The 22,381-nt window shown below is 65.9% G+C and carries 23 protein-coding genes; 16 read left to right on the top strand and 7 right to left on the bottom strand.

The window, feature by feature from the left end; all coding sequences use genetic code 11:
• Window positions 1-111 precede the first annotated feature (111 nt).
• The 6 genes from B9C43_RS29960 (at window position 112) to B9C43_RS29985 (ending at window position 5,202) form a co-directional block, all read left to right on the top strand.
• A complete protein-coding gene (locus B9C43_RS29960) occupies window positions 112-882 on the top strand; it encodes a 2-keto-4-pentenoate hydratase (RefSeq protein WP_084430260.1) in 771 nt (256 codons plus the stop codon).
• A 1-nt stretch (window position 883) separates the two neighbouring features.
• Window positions 884-1,069 (top strand): tautomerase family protein, encoded by a 186-nt coding sequence (locus B9C43_RS29965; protein WP_033391223.1) that lies wholly within the window; start codon window positions 884-886, stop codon window positions 1,067-1,069.
• 10 nt (window positions 1,070-1,079) lie between these two features.
• Window positions 1,080-1,823: an SDR family oxidoreductase gene (locus B9C43_RS29970; protein ID WP_084430261.1), complete on the top strand. Its 744-nt coding sequence runs from the start codon at window positions 1,080-1,082 to the stop codon at window positions 1,821-1,823.
• Window positions 1,824-1,839: 16 nt separating this feature from the next.
• Entirely contained in the window at window positions 1,840-2,829 is a 990-nt protein-coding gene (locus B9C43_RS29975; protein ID WP_084430262.1) for an acyl-CoA dehydrogenase family protein, read from the top strand.
• A 34-nt stretch (window positions 2,830-2,863) separates the two neighbouring features.
• Window positions 2,864-3,319, top strand: coding sequence for a pyridoxamine 5'-phosphate oxidase family protein (locus B9C43_RS29980; protein ID WP_084430263.1), 456 nt, complete (start codon window positions 2,864-2,866; stop codon window positions 3,317-3,319).
• A gap of 158 nt (window positions 3,320-3,477) precedes the next feature.
• Window positions 3,478-5,202 carry an L-aspartate oxidase gene (locus tag B9C43_RS29985; RefSeq protein WP_084430264.1) on the top strand — a complete coding sequence of 575 codons (1,725 nt, stop codon included), beginning with the start codon at window positions 3,478-3,480 and terminating at the stop codon, window positions 5,200-5,202.
• Window positions 5,203-5,256: 54 nt separating this feature from the next.
• Here the strand turns inward: B9C43_RS29985 and B9C43_RS29990 are convergent, their stop codons facing one another.
• The 6 genes from B9C43_RS29990 to B9C43_RS30015 all read right to left on the bottom strand — a co-directional run bounded on the left by B9C43_RS29990 (window position 5,257) and on the right by B9C43_RS30015 (window position 10,392).
• On the bottom strand, window positions 5,257-5,916 hold the full coding sequence (locus tag B9C43_RS29990; RefSeq protein ID WP_084430265.1) for an extensin family protein: 660 nt from the start codon (window positions 5,914-5,916) through the stop codon (window positions 5,257-5,259).
• Window positions 5,917-5,919: 3 nt separating this feature from the next.
• Window positions 5,920-6,780: a hypothetical protein gene (locus B9C43_RS29995; RefSeq protein ID WP_084430266.1), complete on the bottom strand. Its 861-nt coding sequence runs from the start codon at window positions 6,778-6,780 to the stop codon at window positions 5,920-5,922.
• Window positions 6,781-6,918: 138 nt separating this feature from the next.
• Window positions 6,919-8,466 carry a long-chain-fatty-acid--CoA ligase gene (locus B9C43_RS30000; RefSeq protein WP_084430267.1) on the bottom strand — a complete coding sequence of 516 codons (1,548 nt, stop codon included), beginning with the start codon at window positions 8,464-8,466 and terminating at the stop codon, window positions 6,919-6,921.
• Between the two features lie 70 nt (window positions 8,467-8,536).
• On the bottom strand, window positions 8,537-8,959 hold the full coding sequence (locus B9C43_RS30005) for a hypothetical protein (RefSeq protein WP_143446680.1): 423 nt from the start codon (window positions 8,957-8,959) through the stop codon (window positions 8,537-8,539).
• 208 nt (window positions 8,960-9,167) lie between these two features.
• Window positions 9,168-9,743 carry an SGNH/GDSL hydrolase family protein gene (locus B9C43_RS30010; protein ID WP_143446681.1) on the bottom strand — a complete coding sequence of 192 codons (576 nt, stop codon included), beginning with the start codon at window positions 9,741-9,743 and terminating at the stop codon, window positions 9,168-9,170.
• Complete coding sequence (locus tag B9C43_RS30015) at window positions 9,724-10,392, bottom strand: GntR family transcriptional regulator (protein WP_084430270.1); 669 nt, start codon at window positions 10,390-10,392, stop codon at window positions 9,724-9,726. The genes B9C43_RS30010 and B9C43_RS30015 overlap by 20 nt, the downstream gene beginning before the upstream one ends.
• Before the next feature lie 88 nt (window positions 10,393-10,480).
• Here B9C43_RS30015 and B9C43_RS30020 point away from each other — a divergent pair, with 88 nt between their 5' ends.
• The 10 genes from B9C43_RS30020 (at window position 10,481) to B9C43_RS30065 (ending at window position 21,429) form a co-directional block, all read left to right on the top strand.
• Window positions 10,481-12,829 (top strand): aconitate hydratase, encoded by a 2,349-nt coding sequence (locus tag B9C43_RS30020; RefSeq protein ID WP_084430271.1) that lies wholly within the window; start codon window positions 10,481-10,483, stop codon window positions 12,827-12,829.
• A gap of 129 nt (window positions 12,830-12,958) precedes the next feature.
• Window positions 12,959-14,077, top strand: coding sequence for a C45 family autoproteolytic acyltransferase/hydrolase (locus tag B9C43_RS30025; RefSeq protein ID WP_084430272.1), 1,119 nt, complete (start codon window positions 12,959-12,961; stop codon window positions 14,075-14,077).
• A gap of 8 nt (window positions 14,078-14,085) precedes the next feature.
• The gene (locus B9C43_RS30030) at window positions 14,086-15,720 is read left to right on the top strand and encodes an ABC transporter substrate-binding protein (protein WP_084430273.1); all 1,635 of its coding nucleotides are present in this window, start codon (window positions 14,086-14,088) and stop codon (window positions 15,718-15,720) included.
• Window positions 15,721-16,674, top strand: a complete 954-nt coding sequence (locus B9C43_RS30035) for an ABC transporter permease (protein ID WP_084430274.1) — start codon at window positions 15,721-15,723, stop codon at window positions 16,672-16,674.
• On the top strand, window positions 16,671-17,507 hold the full coding sequence (locus B9C43_RS30040) for an ABC transporter permease (protein ID WP_200825739.1): 837 nt from the start codon (window positions 16,671-16,673) through the stop codon (window positions 17,505-17,507). Before B9C43_RS30035 ends, B9C43_RS30040 begins: the two co-directional genes overlap by 4 nt.
• Before the next feature lie 3 nt (window positions 17,508-17,510).
• A complete protein-coding gene (locus B9C43_RS30045; RefSeq protein ID WP_084430276.1) occupies window positions 17,511-18,299 on the top strand; it encodes an ABC transporter ATP-binding protein in 789 nt (262 codons plus the stop codon).
• Window positions 18,296-19,126 (top strand): ABC transporter ATP-binding protein, encoded by an 831-nt coding sequence (locus B9C43_RS30050; protein ID WP_084430277.1) that lies wholly within the window; start codon window positions 18,296-18,298, stop codon window positions 19,124-19,126. Before B9C43_RS30045 ends, B9C43_RS30050 begins: the two co-directional genes overlap by 4 nt.
• Window position 19,127: 1 nt before the next feature.
• Complete coding sequence (locus B9C43_RS30055; protein WP_084430278.1) at window positions 19,128-19,928, top strand: alpha/beta hydrolase family protein; 801 nt, start codon at window positions 19,128-19,130, stop codon at window positions 19,926-19,928.
• Between the two features lie 6 nt (window positions 19,929-19,934).
• Window positions 19,935-20,984 (top strand): isocitrate/isopropylmalate dehydrogenase family protein, encoded by a 1,050-nt coding sequence (locus tag B9C43_RS30060; RefSeq protein ID WP_084430279.1) that lies wholly within the window; start codon window positions 19,935-19,937, stop codon window positions 20,982-20,984.
• A gap of 25 nt (window positions 20,985-21,009) precedes the next feature.
• Window positions 21,010-21,429: a cupin domain-containing protein gene (locus B9C43_RS30065; RefSeq protein ID WP_033391244.1), complete on the top strand. Its 420-nt coding sequence runs from the start codon at window positions 21,010-21,012 to the stop codon at window positions 21,427-21,429.
• On the opposite strand, the gene B9C43_RS30070 is transcribed toward B9C43_RS30065, so the two are convergent.
• Window positions 21,423-22,340, bottom strand: a complete 918-nt coding sequence (locus tag B9C43_RS30070) for a MurR/RpiR family transcriptional regulator (RefSeq protein WP_084430280.1) — start codon at window positions 22,338-22,340, stop codon at window positions 21,423-21,425. The genes B9C43_RS30065 and B9C43_RS30070 overlap by 7 nt on opposite strands.
• Window positions 22,341-22,381 lie beyond the last annotated feature (41 nt).

The following is a 22,381-nucleotide window of genomic DNA, read 5'->3' on the forward strand; positions in this document are numbered from 1 at the left end:
GTCAGCCTGCACGTCGAGGAAAAGGACTGACCATGACCACGGCTGCGATCGTCGGGCGAAATGCTCGCCCGTACACCGGTTGCGGCGTAGGCACACACAGAAAGTGGCGGTATGACAGTCGAAGAGGCTGCCCGGCTTTTACTCGCGCGTGAGGACGAGAAGACCGACGGTCCACCGTTGACCGACGAATGGTCCGATTTGGACCTGGGCACGGCGTACCGGATCCAAGACGAGACGCTGCGGTTGCGGCTGGCCCGCGGTGAGACGCTGATCGGCGTCAAGCTGGGGCTGACCTCGCGGGCCAAGCAGCAGCGGATGAACGTGTCCAGCCCGCTCACCGCGTGGCTCACCGACGCCATGGTGCTGCCCGCGGGCGTTCCGGTGCCGATGGACAAGCTGATCCACCCGCGCGCGGAGCCGGAGATCGTCGTCACCCTCGGCCGTGACCTCGAAGGACCCGGTGTCACGGCGGCGACCGCACTCGGCGCGGTCGAGCACGTGTTCGGCGGTATCGAGATCATCGACAGCCGGTACGCGGACTTCCGGTTCACGCTGCACGATGTCGTGGCCGACAACGCTTCGTCCGGCGCGTTCGTGACGGGCCCGGTCGCGCGGGGCGTGACGGATTTCGACCTGTCGCTGGAGGCCTGTTCGCTGGAGGTCGACGGCACCGTCGTGGACACCGCGACTGGCGCGGCCGTGCAAGGACACCCCGCCGAAGCCATCGCCCTTGCCGCGAACGACCTCGGCCGCCGTGGCCAGTGGTTGCGGGCCGGTTGGATCGTGTTGACTGGCGGCATGACGGACGCCGTACCGGTGGTCAAGGACTCGACCGTGTCGGCGTCCTTCAGTTCGCTTGGCCGTGTCGTGGTGGGAGGCTGACTTGCCGCTCGTACAGATTTCCGTTGCCGAGGGCCGCGATCCGGAGACGCTGCGGGCATGCCTGCAAGCCGTGCACAACGCCGTCCGGGACAGCCTTGGCGTGCGTGACGAGAGCATCCGAGTCTTGCTGACGGAGGTTTCGCCGTCGCTGTGGAGCTCCGGCGGGGTGACTTTGGCGGAACGGTAACCTATGGATCATGCTCAGGGGGCGCGTGGCTTTGGTGACCGGTGTCAGTCGTCGTGCGGGTATTGGTTACGCCATTGCTCAACGACTTGCCTCACTAGGCGCTGACTTGTTCGTACATCACTACGCGCCCCACGACGCTGAACAGTCGTGGGGTGCCGACTCGTCACTGCCGCTGACCGATGCGCCCAACGCTTCGGTCGACCTCGCGGATCCTGCGGGGCCGCAGCGGTTGATGGACGCCGCAGTCGCCGCGTACGGCCACGTCGACATTCTCGTGTGCAACCACGCGCTCAGCGGAACCGATGGACCGCTCGGCACGCTGGACGCGGCCATGCTCGACAAGCACTACGCCGTCAACACGCGGTCGACCATCCTGCTCACGCAGGCTTTCGCCGCGCAGCACGACGGCCGCCCGGGCGGACGCGTCGTCTTCATGACGTCCGGCCAGGACCTCGGCCCGATGCGGAACGAAGTCGCGTACGCCGCGGCAAAGGGCGCGCTCGCGTCGATCAGCCGGACCTTGGCCGACCACCTCGCCGACCAGCAGATCACGCTCAACACCGTGAACCCCGGCCCGGTGGACACCGGCTGGGCCTCGCCGGAGTTCCTCGAATCGACCCGTCAGCACTTCCCGCAGGGCCGGTGGGGGAAGCCGGACGACGCCGCGCGCCTGATCGCGTTCCTGGTCAGCGACGACGCCGCGTGGATCACCGGCCAGGTGATCAACTCCGACGGCGGGGTCCGCCCGGCGTAGTCGATATGCTGGCCAGGTGACGGACCTTGTCGAGCGCGCACAGTGGATAGCCGAGACAGTGTTCCTGCCGGATGCCGCGGAAGTCGACGCCCGCGGGGCAATTCCGCCGAGCCATTTCCGTGTGCTGGCTCGTGAAGGCTTCTACGGCATCGCCGCGCCCGACGCCGGGCTGGACTTCGAGACGATCGTGGCGGTGATCGAGACGCTGGCGGGAGGCTGCCTGGCGACGACCTTCACCTGGCTCCAGCATCACGTGGCGGTCATCGGCCTTGCCAACACCACCAACGAGTCTCTGCGGTCGCAGTATTACGCCGACCTGGTCGCGGGCAGGCAAACCAGTGGTGTCGCGTCCGCAGGCGCATTGGCCGACCCGCCTCGTCTGCGTGCTTCCCGGACTGACGGCGGCTGGATCTTCGACGGCGACGCGCCTTTCGTGAGCGGCTGGGGAATCGTCGACGTCCTGCAGATCACCGGAAACGCGGGGGAGACAGTCGTCAGTGCGTTGGTGGATGCGAAGAACATCCCGGCGACCCGGTACGACCTGGTGGCATTGGACGCGACGGCGACCGTACGGTTGACGTTCGACAAGGTGTTCGTGCCGGACGCCCGGATCATCTCGGAAGTCCCGGCCGAACAGTTCCTGGGAGTGCAGCACTTGGGCTCCCGGTTGAGCGGCGCGATGCCAACCGGCCTGGCCACCCGGTGCGCCCGCATCCTCGAAGCACACGGCCGCACCGAGATGGCCGAGTCCATCGACGCCCAAGCCATCGAGGTCCGGTCTACTTTGGACGCGGCACTGGCCGACCCGCAGGCGATGTTCGCCGCTCGTGCCGCTGCCGCAAACCTCGCCTACCGCGCGGCCGGAGCGGTCTTCGTCGCCGAGGGCGCAGCTTCGGTTATCTCTGGCAGCCACGGCGAACGCCTTGTCCGGGAAGCACTTTTCACCCTGGTGACCGGAAGCCGCGCGCCCATGAAGAACGCGCTACTGGACGTCCTGACTTCCTAGGAAGTTCGGTCAATGTCCGAGTAAGGTGCGCGTCATGACGGGGGATGAGATCGCACGCGCGGTACTGGACGCGAATTCGTTCATGACGCTGGCCACGGCGGACGAGTCCGGAATGCCGTGGGCCTCACCGGTGTGGTTCGCGACGGAGAACTACCGCGAGCTCTACTGGCTGTCCTCACCAACCGCGCGCCATTCCAAGAACCTGGCGGTACGCCCAGAGCTGTCGATCGTCGTCTACGACTCGACCGCGCGACCCCTCGAGGGACAAGCGGTCTACATGACGGGCACTGCCGTCCAGGTGCCCGAGAGTGACCTGGAGCCGGCACTGAGGGTGTACTCCGGGGTATCCGTGCGTAGTGGCCTCAAGGAGTACAGCATCGACAACGTCACCGGTGATGCACGTCTCCGCCTGTACCGCGCGACCGTCACGGAGCACTACATCCTTGATCCGGACGCCACGATCGACGTCCGGATCGAGGTCTCGCCGTAGCTTCAGGCTTCGCGATGTCACAAATCGGCCTGCTGTCTTGTCCTAGTCAGTGAGTGGCCCCAGTAGGTCGGGGCGCGCGGACGGAGGGACAGCTCCATGAAGATCGTTGTCATCGATGGCCCGGCTGACTGGCTCGCGCACGACGCGCAGGTGCGGCGATGACCGAACACCAGATCGCGACCTCGGTCCTGGTGATCGGCAGCGGCGGTGCCGGTCTGCGAGCCGCCATCGAACTGGCTGAGCGTGGCGTGGATGTTCGTGTGGTCGGCAAGCGGCCGAAAGCCGACGCGCACACCACGCTGGCCGCGGGCGGGATCAACGCCGCACTGGCCACAATGGATTCGGCGGACACGTGGCAACAGCACGCCGCCGACACCATCAAAGAGAGCTATCTGCTCGCGAACCCAGACACAGTGCGGATCGTGGCCGAGAACGGCCCGCGCGGTATCGCGGACCTGGAACGTTGGGGGATGCCCTTCGCGCGCGAGGCCGACGGCCGGATCTCGCAGCGTTTCTTCGGTGCACACACCTATCGGCGCACGTCGTTCGCCGGTGACTACACCGGACTGGAAATCCAGCGGACGCTCGTCAACCGGGTCGGCCAGCTGGGCATACCTGTGCACGATACCTGTTACATCACCCGGATTCTGGTGCGTGACAATGTCGTCTTCGGTGCGTATGGGTTCGACCTGGAAAACGGCACGCGGTACGTGTTCCACGCCGACGTGGTGATTCTCGCCGCCGGCGGGCACACCCGGATCTGGCGGCGCACGTCCTCACGGCGTGACGAGAACACCGGTGACTCGTTCCGGCTGGCTGTGCTCGCAGGGGGCCGCATTCGGGACCCTGAGCTCGTGCAGTTCCACCCGTCCGGCCTGATCGCACCGGAAAACGCCGCTGGGACGCTCGTATCCGAGGCGGCCCGCGGTGAAGGCGGCATCCTGCGTAATGCTTTGGGTGAACGGTTCATGGCCCACTACGACCCGGCGCGTATGGAACTGTCCACACGTGACAGAGTCGCGCTGGCCGCGTACACCGAGATCAAAGAAGGGCGCGGAACGCCCGATGGCGGTGTGTGGCTGGACGTGTCTCACCTACCGCGCGAGACGATCATGCAGCGGCTGCCGCGGGTCTACCAGACACTGCTCGAGTTGCAGATGCGCGATATCACCCGTGAGCCAATGGAAGTCGCTCCGACCGCGCACTACTCGATGGGCGGTGTCTGGGTACGGCCGGAGGACCACTCGACCGGGGTTGACGGCCTGTACGCGATCGGTGAGGCGTCCAGCGGACTGCACGGCGCGAACCGGCTCGGCGGCAACTCCCTGATCGAACTTCTCGTCTACGGCAGGATTGTCGGCGAGACGGCGGCCCAGTACTCAACGGAGCTGACCGCTCAGCGCCGATCGCGGACCGCGCTCGCGGAAGCCCGCGCGGAGGTGGACGAACTGGTTGCCGCGGACGGCCCCGAGAACGTCCGCGCGCTGCAACGGGCACTGCGCAACACCATGACCGCGCACGCCGGAGTCGTCCGGGACGAGACGGGCCTGCGCGAAGGGCTGGCCGAACTCGATGCGATCGAGGAGCGGATCACCAACGTCGGTGTGCACCCGGACCTGGCTGGGTTCCAGGATGTGGCGCACGCCTTCGACCTGAAGGCGTCGGCACTCGCCGCTCGGGCCACTTTGGAGGCTGCGCTCGAACGCCGGGAGACGAGGGGTTGCCACAACCGTTCGGACTATCCCGATGTCGATCCGGAGTTGCAGGTGAACCTCGTGTGGTCCGGTCCTGGCCGGGTCGAACGGGAGAAGATCCCGCCGGTGCCTGCCGAGATCGCCGCGCTGATGAAGGAAGTCTCGACGGTCGGCAAGCTCGTCGAGTGAGTCGCTTGAAGGGCGGGAACGTGGGCTCGTTGCCCGCCCTTCAAGTGCAACAGGCTAGATCGGCGTGTTGGCGAACCCGTGCTGGGCGATCCCGGTCAACATCTGCTGATACGCCGTCGCCGCGCTGGTCGGATCCCCGGACACGCCCAGTGCGGACTTCATCGAGTTGTACGCCGACTGCGTCAACGGACCCCAGGCGCCGTCGACCGCGAGACCGGAGTTGCGGAAGTTGTTGCACGCCGCCTGAATGAACTTCGTGTCGCTCTGGGAACCGGTGACCAGCCGGATCGGCAGACCGCCGAAGTCGGCGTGGATGTGATCGGCGTGATCCGCGTTGTACCAGCCGTCCAACACGTATCGGAACCTGCGGCGAGTGACGGCGTCGAGCGCCAGATAACGCCTGCGCAGCGCGACATTCGTGGACGCGTGGTGCCGGTCGAGTGGCGTGCAGACAGTCCCGCTGCTCCACTGGATGTGGTCGATGTCCGCGGCCGTGCCCGCACCGTGCTCGCCGGGCTTGTTCACGTAGAACCCGGCAGACACGACATAGGAGACGCTGCCGTAGGCGCTGGACAGTGACCGCAGATCGCGGATCCACAGCACCAGGCGGTCGTAGAACTCCTGTGTGCACTGCCAGTTGCGGGGCGTCGTGTTCGGCCGGTTCGATCGCCAGTAGTAGACGGGGGTGCCGTCGATGTTGCTGAAAGTGATCATCGCTCAGATCCCTGCCGTCACGAGGCGGCCATCGACAAGCCAGTAGGACAGCGGACCGCGCCTGGTCCACACCGCGCCCACGACGTGCGCGTTCTCCGGCACAGCGACCGGTTGACGGCCTGCGCCGACCGTGCCTGTGATCGCCGCGGACCCGCCGATCGCGTTGGCCACCCACCGGATGCCGCCGTTGCCTTCCAACAGGATTCCTTGCACGGCCGTGTCTTCCAGCTGACCTCGATCGACCGTGCTCCACGCCGAGCCGTCGGGGGAGCGGTACAGCGTCGTGCCGTCCTGGGTGATCGCCGCGGCGACCCATCCGGATCGGTTGCCGGACAAGGTGGTTATCGCGTGTTCGGCGGTCTGTTCCAGCCCGGTGACCGGGATCTCGGTCCATCCGCTCGGTAACCGGCGTGCGGCGATGGTTCGCATGGGGGCACGTTCCTCGGTGAGCCCGGAGCCCAGGGCCATCGCCGTACCCGGGCCGAACCCGACGCCGGTGAATTCGGTGTTCGTGCCGGTGAGGCGCATTACTTCGTGCCAGGCCGCGCCATCAGCGGACTGCCAGACCGTGGCTTCCGTGAACGGCGGCGCCGGGCGTGAACCCACTGCCAGGACGCCACGGGCATCAGCGGCGACGTCCAGGACGTTGGCACCCTCGAGCCCGGTCGTCGGATGGGTGGTGCCGTCTTCGTCGACCAGTACCCAACTGGCGCCGAGCAGGCATAACGCTTTGGCTGACTGGCCGAGTTCGGCCACGCCGGCGGCTTTGGTCAATATCGGCTGGGCAGTGGCCGCAGTGCCGATCGCCGAGGCCGCGGCGACAACCCCCAGTACGAAAGTCCGTCTGCCTATATCGCAGGCCATCGATTCTCCGTTCGGTAGTGACAACCTTGCAGGGATGGTTGGTTTTTCCTTTACCGAAGCGGTTAGCAGTGTACGGGCCACGCGAGCGTGCCGGATACGGCCGTTCTGTCTAAAGTCCTTTCAGGAACCTGCATCCGGCTACGCGGGAATGTTCCTTGTGTATGTGATGTCGTGCCCGGTACGCGCCCAGATCACGTCGGGGCAGTCGAGGCCCTCGGCGGACAGTTGCCGTTTGATGACCTTGAACGTCGCGGTGCGCGGCAGTTCGCGGACCAGCCGGACGTACTTGGGTACCTGCTTGGGGCCCAGATCGGGCTGTCCGGCCAGGAAACGGCCGAACTCGGCGGGCTCGAGCGTGTCAGTGACGATCGCCGCCATCACCTGGTCCCCGGTGACCGGATCGGGCACGGCGTAGACCGCGACCTCGCTGATCGCCGGGTGCCGCAACAGGATCCGCTCGATCGGAGCGGTGCCCAGGTTCTCCCCGTCGACACGGAGCCAGTCGCCAAGGCGTCCCACGAAGTAGCAGAAGCCCTGCGCGTCGGCGTAGGCGAGATCTCCGGTGTGGTACTTGCCGTCGCGCAGCCGGTCCGCGTCAGCCCCGGGATCGCGGTAGTACCCGGCGAACCAGCCCGCGCCCGCGGTGTTGACCAGTTCGCCGATCGCTTCCTCGGCGTTGACCAGGCGGCCTTCCGGATCGAACTCGGCAGGTGGGCACGGCCTGCCGGTTTCGGGATGCAGAATGGCCACGTCCGGCGTGGGCTTGCCGAGTGAACCGGCTGGGGTGTCGTCGGTGCGGGAGAAACCCACTCCGCCTTCGGTCGACCCGAACGCGTCGATGACCTTGCAGCCGAAGCGTTCCGCGAACGTTGTCAGGTCGGCGCTGGCGCCTTCGTTGCCGTAGACCAGCCGCAGCGGGTTGTCCGCGTCGTCCGGCTGTGGCGGCGTCGCGACCACATAGGACAGTGGCTTGCCCACGTAATTGGCGTAGGTCACGCCGAACTTACGCACGTCGGGCAGGAAGCCGGACGCGGAGAACCTGCGTCGCAGGGCGATGTTCGCACCTGCGGCAAGCCCGACCGCCCAGCCCGCCATGATGGCGTTGGAGTGGAACATCGGCATGGAGACGTAGACCGTGTCGTTCGCCGACAGCCTGAACCGCTCGGCGAGCATCCGGCCAGGGAAGGCGACCTTGCCGTGCGTGCAGCGCACCGCCTTCGGGTCGCCGCTGGTCCCGGAGGTGAAGATCAGCATCAGCAGGTCTTCCGAGGTGGCCGCGACCGGATCGAGCGGCGCGCCCTTGTGCAGGGAGTCCAGGTCGCGGACGTCCACATCGAGGCCGTCCAGCAGCGGCCGGTACTTCGGCTCGGCGAGGACGAACTGGCAGTCCGCGAGCCGGACGTCGCGGGCGAGCGCCTCACCTCGCCGAGTGGGGTTCAACCCCACCAGCACCGCACCGGAGAACGCGCAGGCGCCGAGCAGGAACGAGAAGGTGGGCACGTTGTCGGCCAGAATGCCGACGTGAGGTGGGACGTCCCAACGCAACGCCGCCTTGAGCGTGCCCGCGTAGCACGCAGACGCCTGGACATGCTCAGCCCAGGAATACGTTTCGTCCTCGAACTTCAGGCCTTGGCGATGGTCCTCGGCGCGGGCCAGCAGCAGTTCGGTGACCGTCGGGACGTCCATCCACGCACCTCCACACGCCGGAAGTAGAACGCGTTCTATTCTTACCCGGCGTGTCAGGTGTACGCGAGGTTTAGGCCGGGATCGGGTTCGTGGCGGAGAGGTAGCCGCCAACGGAGACGTAGAAGTAGCTGCCGGTCGACGAGCGGCTGACCGTGCGTTGAGCCGTGGTGCCGCACCCAGTGGATGCCAGCGACAGCCCGCTGGCGGTCTTCACGGTCAGACCGGTGTTGTCGCACGCCCGGTCGTAGGCGTACATCCTGATGTTGCCCCCGTCGATCAGGGTCGTCCGGCCGAACGAGATGTAGTTTCCGGGGCAGTTCGCTCCGCGGTACGCGTAGATCGTGCTGTAGGTCTCCATGACCTCCCGTTTGAAGCTGAACGGCCCGTTGTTGGTGCATGTGGCGGCTGCCGCGGGTGTCGCGACCGCCAGCATCGAACCGGTGGCGGCGACGGCCATCGCACCGGCGGTGAGTAACGATCTGAAGGAACGCATCATCGACCTCCTTTGCTTTCACTGAGCCCGGAAATCACCGCACGCCCCGGTTTGTCCAGCAAGCCCGGCTGCCGGTGGACAAACAAAACCCGGCGACAGCATTCGGCGGCGTGGAGGTGGGTTACGGACGGCAAGCGATGGCGTCGTGGCCTTGCCGCCAGCCTGTCCGTCCTGCTGGCGGCGGTGGTGACGCGGTCCGAAGGTGGTGTCAGCCTTCGGCGGGGCCGGATTCCCGGTAGCGGGTGCCCCGATCTGGCGGACTACTTGAAATGAGCTTCGCGAGTGCGGGAATCAACGCTGTGTAGCTTTCCGGTGTGAGGTGCAGGCCGTCGCCTTCAAGTTCGACCGAACCAGGTTCGAGGCAACACTGTGGACCTACGGCTGCTCGCAGAGCGTTCCGGTAGACGTCGAGATCACGGTTCCTGCGCATGCCAAGGCCAGGTCTGAACACCTCCTGGATCCGGGGCGGCAGGAACGCCACCACGCGGGCATGGCCGAAAGCCGAGATCACCGTCTCGATGTTCGCCGTGAACTGGTCGATCGGCACGTGCTTCCATGGCGCGCAGTCGTTGGCGCCGAACGAAAGAACAACGACCGACCACTCCACCGCGCCGAGCTTCGCTGCCCGGGCAGCTCCGTCCGAGCTGTCCCAGCCGCCCGCGGCGCAGTTGTACACGGTCGAAGGCGGCCCGAGTTCCCGCTCCAGATGCTGGATGTGCGGCTTGGTGAACCGGGCGAGCATGCTGTCGCCGAACAACGCCACGTCAGTCGTCGGCACTGCCATCCGCCAAAGTGGACAGTGCCTTGCTGCCGAGGCTGCTTCGGATGTGCTCGCGCATCACCTTCGCGGCGAGTTCGCTGTCGCCCGCGATGACCGCTTCCAACATGGCGCGGTGCTCCGCTGCTGTCTCGTCGCGCTCAGGTTGGTCGCGTTTCTGCCGTAGGCCGACGATCCGGTATCGGTCGGCTTTGTCCCAGAGCCCCTCAAGGGTCGTGATGAGCAGGTCGTTGTGTGAAGCGGTGTAGATGGCGCGGTGGAACTCGCGGTGCGCCACCAGGTCGGTGATGTCCGGGTGATCGGGCAGGGGCTTGAGTTGGGCGAACGCCGCGCGCATCGTGGCGATGTCGGATTTGGAACGGCGTTCGGCGGCCAATGAGGTGGCCAGTGGATCCAGCGCTCGCCGCATCTCCAGCAGGTCGCGTGCCTCTTCGGCGGACAGATCAGTTACGCGGGCATCGCGATGGGCGTCCAGTTCGACGAACCCCTCGGATTTGAGCCTGCGCAGCGCCTCGCGCAGGGGAGTGGTGCTGATGCCCAGGTCGCGGGCGAGCGTCGCCTGGTTGAGCACGGTGCCGGGGGCGTACTCGCTCGTCAGGATCTTGGTGCGGACCAGGGCGTACGCGAAGTCGCTCTTGGTCGCGTAGGTCTCCACTGGTACATCTTATAACCTGACGGCAAGACCTTGAGGAGCTGCCGTGAATTACCAGGTCACTCCGATCAGCAGCCTTATATCGCCACGAATGCCCTACACGATCCGCATCCTGCTCGAGAACCTGCTGCGCAACGACGTACCGCGCGAACAGATCGACGCCGTACTGGACTGGGGGAGCGAGCGCTCGTTCGCCACCGCGGTGGACATCCACCCGTCCCGGATCTTCCTGCACGACACCAACGGTGTGCCCCTGCTGACCGACATCGCCGCGATGCGCGACGCTGTCGAGCACCCGGACGCGGTGAACCCGAAGATTCCGGTCGAGCTGGTGGTCGACCATTCGGTGATCGCCGAGGAGTTCGGGACGCCGACCGCGTTCGAGCGCAACGTCGAAATCGAGTACGAGCGCAACGCCGAGCGCTACCGGTTCCTGCGCTGGGCCCAGGCTTCGTTGGACCGCTTCGCCGTTGTCCCGCCTGGCAAGGGGATCATGCACCAGGTCAACCTCGAGCACCTCGCGCGAGTGGTGATGACCGACGGCGGCTGGGCGTTCCCGGATCTGTGTCTCGGCACCGACTCGCACACCACGATGGTGAACGGAATCGGGGTGTTGGGATGGGGGATCGGTGGCATCGACGCGGAAGCAGCCATGCTGGGTGAAGCCGTCACCATGTTGCTGCCGCCGGTGGTCGGATTCCGCCTCACCGGCGCATTAACAAGCGGCGCCACGGCGACCGACCTCGTGCTCACGATCACCGAGCTGCTCCGCGAGCACGGTGTGGTGGGCAAGTTCGTGGAATTCCACGGCGAGGGCGTGCGCAGACTCTCTGTGCCGGACCGCGCGACGATCGCGAACATGAGCCCGGAGTTCGGCTCGACGTGCGCGTACTTCCCGATCGACGACGAGACGATCCGGTACCTCCGGTTCACCGGCCGGTCCGAAGAGCAGGTCGCACTCGTTGAGGCATACGCCAAAGAACAGGGGTTGTGGCACCGGCCGGAGGACACCGCGGACTACACCGAGACGGTCGAGCTCGACCTGGGCACCGTGCAACCATCGCTGGCCGGGCCGAACAGGCCGCAGGACAGGATCGCGTTGGCGGATGCGGCGGTCGGGAACAGCGGTGTCGTCGGCATCGCGGCGATCACGTCGTGCACGAACACCTCGAACCCGTCAGTGATGATCATGGCCGGCTTGCTGGCGCGCAACGCCGTTCTGCGTGGCCTGACGAGCAAACCATGGGTCAAAACGACGCTGTCGCCCGGCTCGCGAGTGGTGACTGACTACCTGGACACCGCGGGCCTGACGCCGAGCTTGGAGAAGCTGGGGTTCCACCTCACCGGATACGGCTGCATGACGTGCATCGGAGCGTCCGGCCCGCTGGTCGATGAGCTACAGAATGCTGTGCGCTCCAAGGGAAGCGCGGTGGTCGCAGTGCTGTCAGGCAACAGGAACTTCGCCGGGCGGATCAATCCGGACATCCGGATGAATTACCTGGCTTCTCCGCCGTTGGTCATCGCTTACGCCTTGACAGGAACGATGGCGACGGACCTCACGCGCGACCCGCTCGGGCACAGTCCTGAGGGGACACCGGTTTTCCTCAGTGACATATGGCCTTCACAGGATGAAGTCACCGCCGTCATGGAAGTGATCACCCCGGACATGTTCGAGGAAGCTTACCGGGACATCTTCACCGGCGACACCCGATGGGAGAACCTCGGAAATCCCGGCAACGATCGGTACGACTGGGATCCACAGAGCACATACCTGCGTCGCCCGCCCTTCTTCGACGAACCCATTGGCCCGCAAGACATCAAATGCGCCAGGGTGCTGGCGGTGCTCGGCGACTCCGTCACCACCGACCACATCTCGCCCGCGGGAGCGATCCCGCCCGGCTCCCCGGCCGGTCGATACCTCGCGGAGCGCGGTGTGAAGCGGTTTGCCTTCAACACGTACGCCTCGCGGCGCGGTAACCACGAAGTGATGGTCCGAGGCGCGTTCGGGAACGTCCAGCTGCCCGGGATCTACGAAGCCGCCATGGCTTACCGAGATGCAGGAGTGCCCCTCGTCATTCTCGGCGGCGCACAGTACGGCACCGGCTCGTCACGGGACTGGGCCGCGAAAGCAACCGCTCTGCTGGGCGTCCGGGCCGTGCTGGCCGAGTCGTTCGAGCGGATCCACCGGTCGAACCTGATCGGCATGGGCGTACTGCCGCTGCAGTACCGCCCCGGCGAAAACGCCAGGTCGCTGGGTTTGACCGGGCGTGAGGTGATCTCGATCCGCGGCGTGTCCACTATGGATGAAACGATCACCGTCCACGCGGACGAGCGCGAGTTCGACGTGGTCGTCCGGCTCGACACCGCCAGGGAGCGGGAGGTCTACCGCGCCGGCGGCATCCTCCGGTTGACGATGAGCCGTTACGGACGGTCGCTGTAACGGTCCGGATATCGTGGTTCAGTCGTTACATCTTGAGCTAGCTCTGTAGCGTAGGTTACGGTCCTGTAGTCGCAACTACCGAAGACGGTTCACCTGTAACCATCCATACGAACAGGGGCGTCCCCACCGATGGCCAGTCTCAGGACGATCGAGATTTCCGGAACGTCAGCGCTGGATCGCGGCACGCAGTACGGGCAGGCCGCGGCCGAGGAGATCGCCGAGGCCATCGACTACTACGCACGCGCCTTCGAGCACCAAAGCGGATTGCCGTGGCACGAGGTGCTGGAGCGCGCCCGCCCATGGCAGCGGCTGATCGCCGACGAGTTCCCCGAGCTCTTCGACGAGATGACCGGAATCGCCAGCGGTGCGGGAGTTTCCCTCACCGAGATCGTCACCCTCAACTGCCGGGGCGAGATCGTCTACGACCGCGGCTTCGGCCGCAGCGCCGCCCCGGAGGAAGTGGACGGTTGTACGTCGTTCTCGCTGACCGGCCCGGCAGCGGGTGACGGACACGTGTACTGCGGCCAGAACTGGGATTGGCGGCACGAAACCCGCGGCACGGTCGTGATCGTGCGGATCGTCCAGCCGCCGAAGCCGACCGTGGTCATGCAGGTGGAAGCCGGTCAGATCGGCAGGCACGGCGCCAACTCCGAAGGCCTCGCGCTCAACGCCAACGGGCTCGGCGGCCGGTTCGACGAGTCGGTCGGCGTGCCGCAGACGGTGATCCGCAGGCTGGTGCTCGACTCACCGACCATCTCCGACGCGCTGCGGGTGCTGGTCAACACCAAGGCGCACATCGCGAGCAACGCTTTGCTCACCCATCGCGAGGGATACTCCATCGACCTGGAGACGACCCCCGGCCCGATCGGCTGGGAATACCCGTCCGACGGTCTGCTCGTGCACGGAAACCATTACCAGGCATTCGTTCCTCCGCAACTCGCGGCGACCCATCGGCCGATGTCCCCGGACTCGCTGCTGCGCGTGCCCCGCGCCCGGCAGGGACTCGCGGCCGCGGCCAACGCGGAGAAGTCCGAGGACGTCCGATCCGCCGTGCACATCGCCATGTCCGACCACCTCGGATTCCCTGATTCGCTGTGCGAGCACCCCGACGCGCGGATGCCCGCGGTCATCCAGTGGTCCACACTGGTCTCCAGCTGTGTCGACCTGACCACGGGCGAGTACTACGTCGCACCCGGCACGCCGTGCGAGCACTCCTACGAGCTCATGCCTTTCAACCTCTACGAGTAGGAAACGTCATGCCCGGACATGGTTTACCACGCCGGCTCATCGCTTTGCCTTGCGCCGCCGTGGCTCTGCTCGCCGCGTGTGGCAACCCGCCGGCCTCGCCATCGGAAGCCAAGCAGAACGTCAGACTGGTCGACTCGACGCCGCCCGCGGCAGGCCCGCTGGCCCAGGCGACCTGGTTCATGGCCAAGGAACCGTCCACGCTGGACCTGGACAACGACGGTGCCGGTGCCAACAGCGACCTGATCATGTCGAACGTCTGCGAACGGCTCGTCCAGCTGCAGCCCGACCTGACGATCAAGCCCGGACTTGCCGAGAAGTACGAGTGGACAGGCCCGAACACACTGACCTTCACCATTCGCTCCGGCGTGACGTTCCACAGTGGAGCGACACTGACCACCGACGACGTCGTGTGGAGCCTGCAGCGGCACGCAGCCGACGGTGCCAACGAGTCGGACGAGTTCACCGGCGTGACGTCGATCGCGAAGACCGCGGAAAACCAAGTGACGGTCACACTCAAGCAACCCGACGCGGTCTTCTTGCAAGCCATGGCAGGGGACGGCGGTGTTGTGCTGGAGCGCAAGGCAGTGGAGTCGCAGGGCGACGCCTACGGCACGCCGCGCGGCAAGGACGCGTGCTCAGGGCCGTTCAGTCTGCAGGCATGGAACTCCGGCCAGAACATTGTGCTGACCAAGTTCGACAAGTACTGGGACACCAATCGGGCGGCGAAGACCAGCAAGATCACCTTCCGCTGGGCCGACGACGACGCACTGGTGAACTCCCTGGTCACGGGTGCGGGTGACGGGACATACCTGGAGAACATCTCCTCGGCGACCCGGCTGGCGACCGGCGGTACCACGACCGTCAGCCAAGGTCCGGACACCCGCGTCTGGAGCTTGATGGTCACCGAACGCGGTGCTCTCACTGATGTCCGGCTGCGTAAGGCCTTGTCGCTCGCGATCAACCGTGAGGGCGTCTCCCAGGCCGCGCTCGCCGGTTTCGGGGCGCCGGCGAAGGAACCGGTCGGCCCTGGCGCATGGGGTTACGAGGCGAAGACGTTCCAGGACGCGTACGACAAGCTGGGCGGCTCACCGGCCACTCCGTCCGAACAGGACATCGAGGCGGCGAAGAAGCTCGTGGCCGAGGTGCCGGACAAGAAACCGATCGTCGTCGCCAGCGACACGACGACCGGGCGCAACGTGATCGCGAACGCGTTGGTCGACGCAGCCAAGAAGATCGGGCTGGAAGCGAGCATCACGCAGATCCCGACCCAGCAGTACACCGACTACTACAGCAGCAAGGACGTCCGCGCGCAGGCCGACCTGTTCACCGACGACTACTTCATCTCCAAGAACGACCCCGTCGGGTTCTACAAGAACGGATCGTCCAAATCGACCGTCCAATGGGTACTGAAGGACCCGCGGTACGACGAGCTGGTCGGCAAGGCCCGTGCGGCGCTGGACAACTCCGAACGAGCCAAGCTCTCGATCGAGCTCGCCAACCGCTGGGCCGACGCGATGCCGTGGATCTCGGTCGTGCAGAGCCCGTCCACAGTGGTCTTGGGCAGCAAGGTGACCGGCGTGCCGGCCTCGGGCTGCTACCGGTACTACCCGTGGGCCGCCGATCTCGGGGCGAAGGGGGCGTAGATGGTCACGGTGCTCCTGCGGCGGTTCGGTGGCCTGGTGCTCACCCTGGTCATCAGTTCGTTCGTGATCTTCGCGGGCATGTATGCCGCACCGGGCGACCCGGTGACGTTCCTGATCGGCAACCCCGAGAACCTCACACCGGACAGAATCGCCGCAGTGCGTGCCGAATACCACCTCGACCAGCCCTTCCTGGCGCAGTACGCCCTCTGGGCCACGGGCGTACTGCGCGGCGACCTCGGCACTTCGATGTTCTACCAGCAGCCGGTGTCCGACCTGCTGTCGTCGCGACTGCCGATGACGCTCACGTTGGTGGCGATGGCATCGGTGCTGTTCATCCTGATCGGCGTCGGGCTCGGCGTGCTTTCCGCGCTGCGCAGGGGAACCGTGGTCGACTCGGCGGTCACCGGCTTCACCACGTTCATCAACTCGGTGCCCAACTTCGTGATCGGCTTGGTGCTCGTCGCGATATTCGCGGTGCAGCTGCGCTGGTTCCCGGTGGCGGGCGACGGCGAGGGCTTCGCCGATCGGCTGTACCACTTGACGCTGCCCGCGATCTCGCTCGCCCTCGGGTCGATCGCGCTGATCAGCCGGGTCACCAGGCAGACCATGGTCGAGCAGCAAAGCCTCGACCACGTCGAAGCGGCCCGCAGTTACGGCCTGAGCACCCGCCAGATCGTGCTGCGCCACGTGCTTCGCAACTCGCTGGGCCCAGTGGTGACCATGTGCGGTCTCGTGGTGGCCGGAATGCTGGCCGGAACCGTGGTGATCGAGAGCGTGTTCGGCCTCAACGGCCTCGGCGGCCTGCTGGTCGAGGCGATCAACACCCACGATTTCCCGGTGGTGCAGGCGATCCTGCTCTACATGGTGATCGGCTACATGGTCGTCACGATCCTGGTCGACCTGGCCTATCCGCTGCTGGACCCCCGCTCGCTGGCGAGGAGTGACCGATCGTGATCATTCAGCCCGTCACGCCCAGCCGGAAGACCAAGCCCTGGGTGTTCTACATCTGCCTCGGCATTCTGGGTGTCGCGGTCGCCGTGGCGGTCTTTGCCGACTGGGCGGCACCGTACGACCCGTCGGCCACGGATTTCTCAGCGCTGTACCAACAGCCGACCGCCGAGCACTGGTTCGGCACTGACCAACTCGGCCGAGACCTGCTGTCACGGGTGATCCACGGCGCCAGGCCCAGCCTGCTCGGGGCTATCGCGTTGCTGGCCTTCGCCACGGCAACTGGTGTGCTCATCGGCATTGTCGCCGCGTGGCGCCGTGGCTGGGTCGACACCGTGCTGGCCCGGTTGACCGACGTCATGTTCGCGTTTCCTGGCCTGCTGTTCGTGGTGCTGGTGATCGCGGTGTTCGACCGTGGCCCGGCGACCGCGGTGATCGGCATGGGACTGGCGTTCGCGCCCGTGATCGCCAAGTTCACCAGGGCTGTCGCGTTGGAGGAGTTGTCGCGGCCTTACGTGGACACCTACCGGTTGCAGGGCGTGGGCCCGATTCAGCTGTGCACCCGATATGTGCTGCCGAATCTGATGCCCACGTTGCTTGGCTATCTGGTGGTGCTCTTCGGGGAAGGGCTGCTCAGCCTGGCGGCACTGAACTTCCTCGGCTTCGGCGCGCAACCACCCAGTTCGGAGTGGGGACTGATGGTCCAGGAGGGACGCTCCGGCGTGATCCAGGGATTCGTCGGGCCTGCGCTGATCCCTGGACTGGCCATCGCGATCGTCGTGGTGGCGACCAACGTCGTCGGGGTCAGGCTGTCGGACAAGCTCGCGGTGAGGACGTAACGCATGCTGCTGTCCATTGAGGACCTGAACTTGTCCGTCAGCGACCACCAGATCCTGCGCGGTGTTTCGATCGAGGTCGCCGAAGGTGAGACGGTCGGACTGGTCGGCGAGTCCGGGTCGGGCAAGTCGACCACTGCACGGGCCGCGTTGCGGCTCGTGCCCGATGGCGCGCAGATGTCCGGCGCTGTCACGGTTTGCGGCCATGACGCGACAGATCCCATGCTGGTTCGTGAAGTCCGGCGGACCATGGCCGCGATGATCTTCCAGGAGCCTCGCTCAGTGCTCAACCCAGTGCGGCGGATCGGCGACTCGGCTGCCGAACGGCTGGTACAAGTGCATGGGATGAACAAGGCGGAGGCCCGAAGGCGGATCACCGAGCTGTTCGTCGAGGTGGGGCTGAAGGACACCGAGCGCTTGTTGCGGTGTTACCCACACCAGCTGTCGGGCGGAATGCTGCAACGCGTGGTGATCGCGGCCGCGTTGAGCATCACCCCGAGACTTCTCTTGGCCGACGAGGCCACCTCGGCGCTCGACGTGACGACCCAGGCCGAGGTCCTTGCGTTGCTGCGCAGGCTGCAGCGCGAGCGAGAGATGGGCGTCTTGTTCATCACCCACGACTTGCACTTGGCGGCCGCGTACTGCGACCGGGTTTACGTGATGAAGGAAGGTTCCATTGTGGACCACCAGAAAAGTGGCGCGATCTTCGTCAACCCGGCCCATCCGTACACCAAAGCACTGGCGGAAGCGGTTGCGCTGCTGCCGGAACGCGACACCACGGAGATACCATCATGAGTGCCGTCATCAGTGCGTCCGGATTGGTCAAAGCTTTTGGTGCGACACGGCATTCCAAGGGAATTGTCGCGGTGGACAATGTGAGCTTCGCCCTGGGCAAGGGAAAAGCCATCGGCCTGGTCGGCGAGTCCGGGTCAGGCAAGAGCACGCTCGCACGCATGCTCGTCGGACTGACTCGGCCGGACGCGGGCACGATCGAGATCGAAGGCCGGGTTCGGGCATGGCGGGAACGCGGCCGCGCTGCTCGACTGCGCCGAGCCAAGGAAGTCCAGATGGTGTTCCAGGACCCGTACGGATCACTGGACCGGCGATTGACCGTGGGTGCTGCCCTGCGTGATTGCCTGCGCAGACATCACACCGGCGAGTCGACGGCCGGTGATCTGATGGACCGCGTGGGACTGGCGTCACGGCTGCTGGACTCCCGGCCACACCAGCTCAGCGGCGGGCAACGGCAGCGGGTCGCGATCGCCAAGGCACTCGCGGTGAACCCGTCGGTACTTGTCCTCGACGAAGCCACATCGGCGCTCGACGTGTCCGTGCAGGCGCAGATCCTGGCCTTGTTGAACGAGATCCGGGTGACAACCGGTGTCAGCCTGATCTTCGTCTCGCACGACCTCGCGGTCGTCGGCGAAGTCACCGACACCATCCTCGTGATGTACTTGGGCAAGGCCGTCGAGCAGGGCGAAACTGCCGACGTCCTGCGCAGACCACAACACCCTTACACCGAGATGCTGCTGTCCTCGGCCCCCGGGCCGGACTGGCAGCCTGAACGAGTCGCCGAACTACGCGCCGCGTTCGCAGGCGAGCATGAGCGAGTAGGAGGCTGACATGACCAGCATGCTCTACACGCACGGTTCCACGCCGCTCTTCGCGTCCCAAGTGGACCAGAGGCTGCACTACTGCCTGCACGTCCCGCGCGAGTTGCCGGACTTGCCTGCGCCGCTCGTGGTGATCCAGCACGGCACCGGCAGGACTGCCCAGAAATACCGCACGGCGATGCGCGACTTCGCCGAGGAACACAAGGTCGTGGTTCTCGCGCCGCTGTTCCCCGCCGGGCTGATCGATCCGGACGACGTGCACAACTTCAAGTTCATCGAGTACCGCGGCATTCGCTTCGATCTGATGCTGCTGGCGATCATCGACGAGGTCGCCGCCCGGTATCCGGTCGCCGCCGACCGGTTCTACCTGCACGGCTTCTCCGGCGGGGGCCAGTTCACCCACCGGTTCCTGTTCCTGCACCCGCAACGGCTGGCCGCGGCGTCGATCGGCGCGCCCGGCCGGATCACCCTACTCGACGACTCGCTGCCGTGGTGGTTGGGCACCAAGGGTTTCCAGGAGCGGTTCGGGCGGTCCATCGATCTTGACGCGGTGCGGCGCGTGCCGGTGCACATGGTGGTCGGCAGCGAGGACACCGACACGTTCGAGATCAACAACCCGGGCGAGTCGAACTGGATGAACGGCTGCGAGAAGACCGGTCGCACCCGCGTCGAACGGCTGGACACCCTGCGGCGCAACTTCGAGTCGAACGGTATCAAGGTGATCTTCGACGTGGTCGACGGCGCCGGGCACAGTGGATCGGCCGTGCTGCCTGCCGTGCAGAGGTTCTTCGGCTCACTCATCGGAAGGTAGCGCCCGTTGTCCTACCGTGTCGCGTTCATCAGGGGCGATGGCATCGGCCCTGAACTCGTGGAGTCCGCGTTGGCCGTGCTCGACGCCGCGGTGGATTTCCCGGTCGAGCTGATCGAGGTGCAAGGCGGCGCCGGGGCGTACCTGGAGCAGGGGACTGCCATGTCCGCGGCCGGACTGGAGGTGATCCGGCAGGCCGACGCGACCCTCAAAGGCCCGGTCGGGCTCCCTGACGTGCGACTGCCGGACGGCACCGAGGCCGGATTGCTCGGGGGCGTACTGCGTAACGGTCTGGACCTGTACGCCAACGTCCGGCCGATCACGCTGTTGCCCGGAGTGCGGTCGGCGCTGCGCGTTGAGGGAGGGATCGACTATGTGATCGTCCGGGAGAACACCGAAGGCTTGTACGCCTCGCGCGGAAAGGGCGTCGGCAATTCCCAGGCAGTGGCGGACACCTTGTTGGTAACGCGGGCGGGATGTGAGCGCATCGTGCGGTACGCCTTCGAACTAGCGGCCAAGCGGCAGGGTGCGCCGGAGGACGGCGTACGTCGAGTGACCTGTGTGGACAAAGCGAACGTGTTGCGCAGCATGTACTTCTTCCGCAGCGTCTTCCTCGAAGTGGCTGCCGAATACCCGGACATCGAAGCCGAATGCATCTATGTGGACGCTGCGGCACAGGCCTTGGTGATGTCGCCACTGCACTTCGACGTGATCGTCACCGAGAGCATGTTCGGTGACATCCTCAGCGACCTTGGTGGCGGCACAGTCGGGGGAGTGGCGCTATGCCCTGGCGGCAACATCGGCACCTCGCAGGCGTACTTCGAGCCCATCCACGGCAGCGCGCCGAGCATCGCGGGGCAGGACAAGGCGAACCCACTCAGTCAGATCCTCGCGACCGCGATGATGGTCGACTATCTCGGCGAACAGCCGACCGGCGACCGTATCCGCGGCGCGGTACGGCAGGCGCTTCGCAGCGGGTCAGTGCAGTTGAATTCGGATGGGACAGCAACTTCCGGTACCAAGTCGGTGACCACAGCGGTGATCGGAGCGTTGGCGTGATCATTGAGGAAGGGAAACAGTTTCCGTGGGACAGACCCCGCAAGCACCGAGCCTGCTGATCCGGCCGTCCGAAGTGGAGCCGTTCGACCGGGGTGAGGGCATCGTGACGCTGCCCATGGTCGGCAAGTGGAACTCCACACAGTCTTCCGTCACCACCGGTGTGACCAGCTTCGCGCCCGGCACAGGCATACCACTGCATTCACACAACGTGGACGAATGCGTGCTCGTGCTCGAAGGCGAGGCCACGGTCACGATCGGCGAGGACGAGTTCGATGTGGATGCTGGCGTCAACACATGGGTACCCGCCGGTGTCCCGCACCGCTTTGTCAACCGCGGCGACTCACTGATGCGCATCTTCTGGATCTACGGCGGCCTTCAGGTGACCAGGACGATCACCGCGACCGGTCAGACCTTCGAGCACCTGTCGGCGCACGACCGTCAGTGACTGTTCTGTTTGGACGACTTGGCCCGGAAACCGAGCTGCTCACGCAGGGCGGTCAGCTGATGCGACGCTTCGACGGTGCGCTCACGATCACTGGCCGCCACCGCCTGCGCAAGAGCGTCTGCGAGCACGATCGCGGTCAACGGCTCCGCAGTCATGCCTGTCGGTGTATTCGGCGCGTACAACGCGACCGTGACGTCGTCGCCGATCTCATCGACCAGCTCGTCGCTGACCAGGATGCATTTCGCGCCGACCGTGCGGGCCCGCTCGATCAGCACCTCGACCTCGGTCGGCAGCCTGCCGGGCACGAACACCAGGACGACCTCACCGGACTCGATGTCGATGAGGTCATCGGCGAGCCGGAAACCGGTGGTCTGGATGGATCGCGCATGCCGATCCATCCGCCGCAGTTTCAACGCCAGATGCTCAGCGGCCACATAGGACGCACCCCACCCGTAAGTCCAGATTCGCCGCGCCTCGACCAACAACCGCACGGCAAGCTCGTAGGACCCGGCGGACACCTTGCTCCGCAGCAGCTCGATCCGGTCGAGCGACTCGGTGACCACGCTGTTCCAGACCTTCTCCAGGTCGCCACCGGTCGACTCGACCCGCTGCCGCGCCCGCTCCTCCGGCGGGATGTGACTGGTGAACGGTGCGGCGACCATTCCCTTGAGCTCGGCGAGGCCGGAGTACCCAAGCCCCTGCAGAGTGCGGATCACCGTGGCGTTGCTGGTCTTCGCCTCGGCTCCGAGCTCCTGAGCGGACATGTAGAGCAGTCGCTCCGGAGTGATCGCGGACAACGACCGGCACACCCCCCGCACGGCAGGGGAGAAGTCGTCCCATCCGGCCCGGATACGCGCCCTCAGCTCGACCAACGCCGGGTTGCGTGTCGCATCCGTTACATCTTCCGTCACGTCTGTATCGTACAGTACAGCGTTTGCCTATCGGGATTCTT

Origin of the sequence: Kibdelosporangium aridum, from assembly GCF_900176515.1 — a bacterium.
Taxonomy (GTDB): domain Bacteria; phylum Actinomycetota; class Actinomycetes; order Mycobacteriales; family Pseudonocardiaceae; genus Kibdelosporangium; species Kibdelosporangium aridum.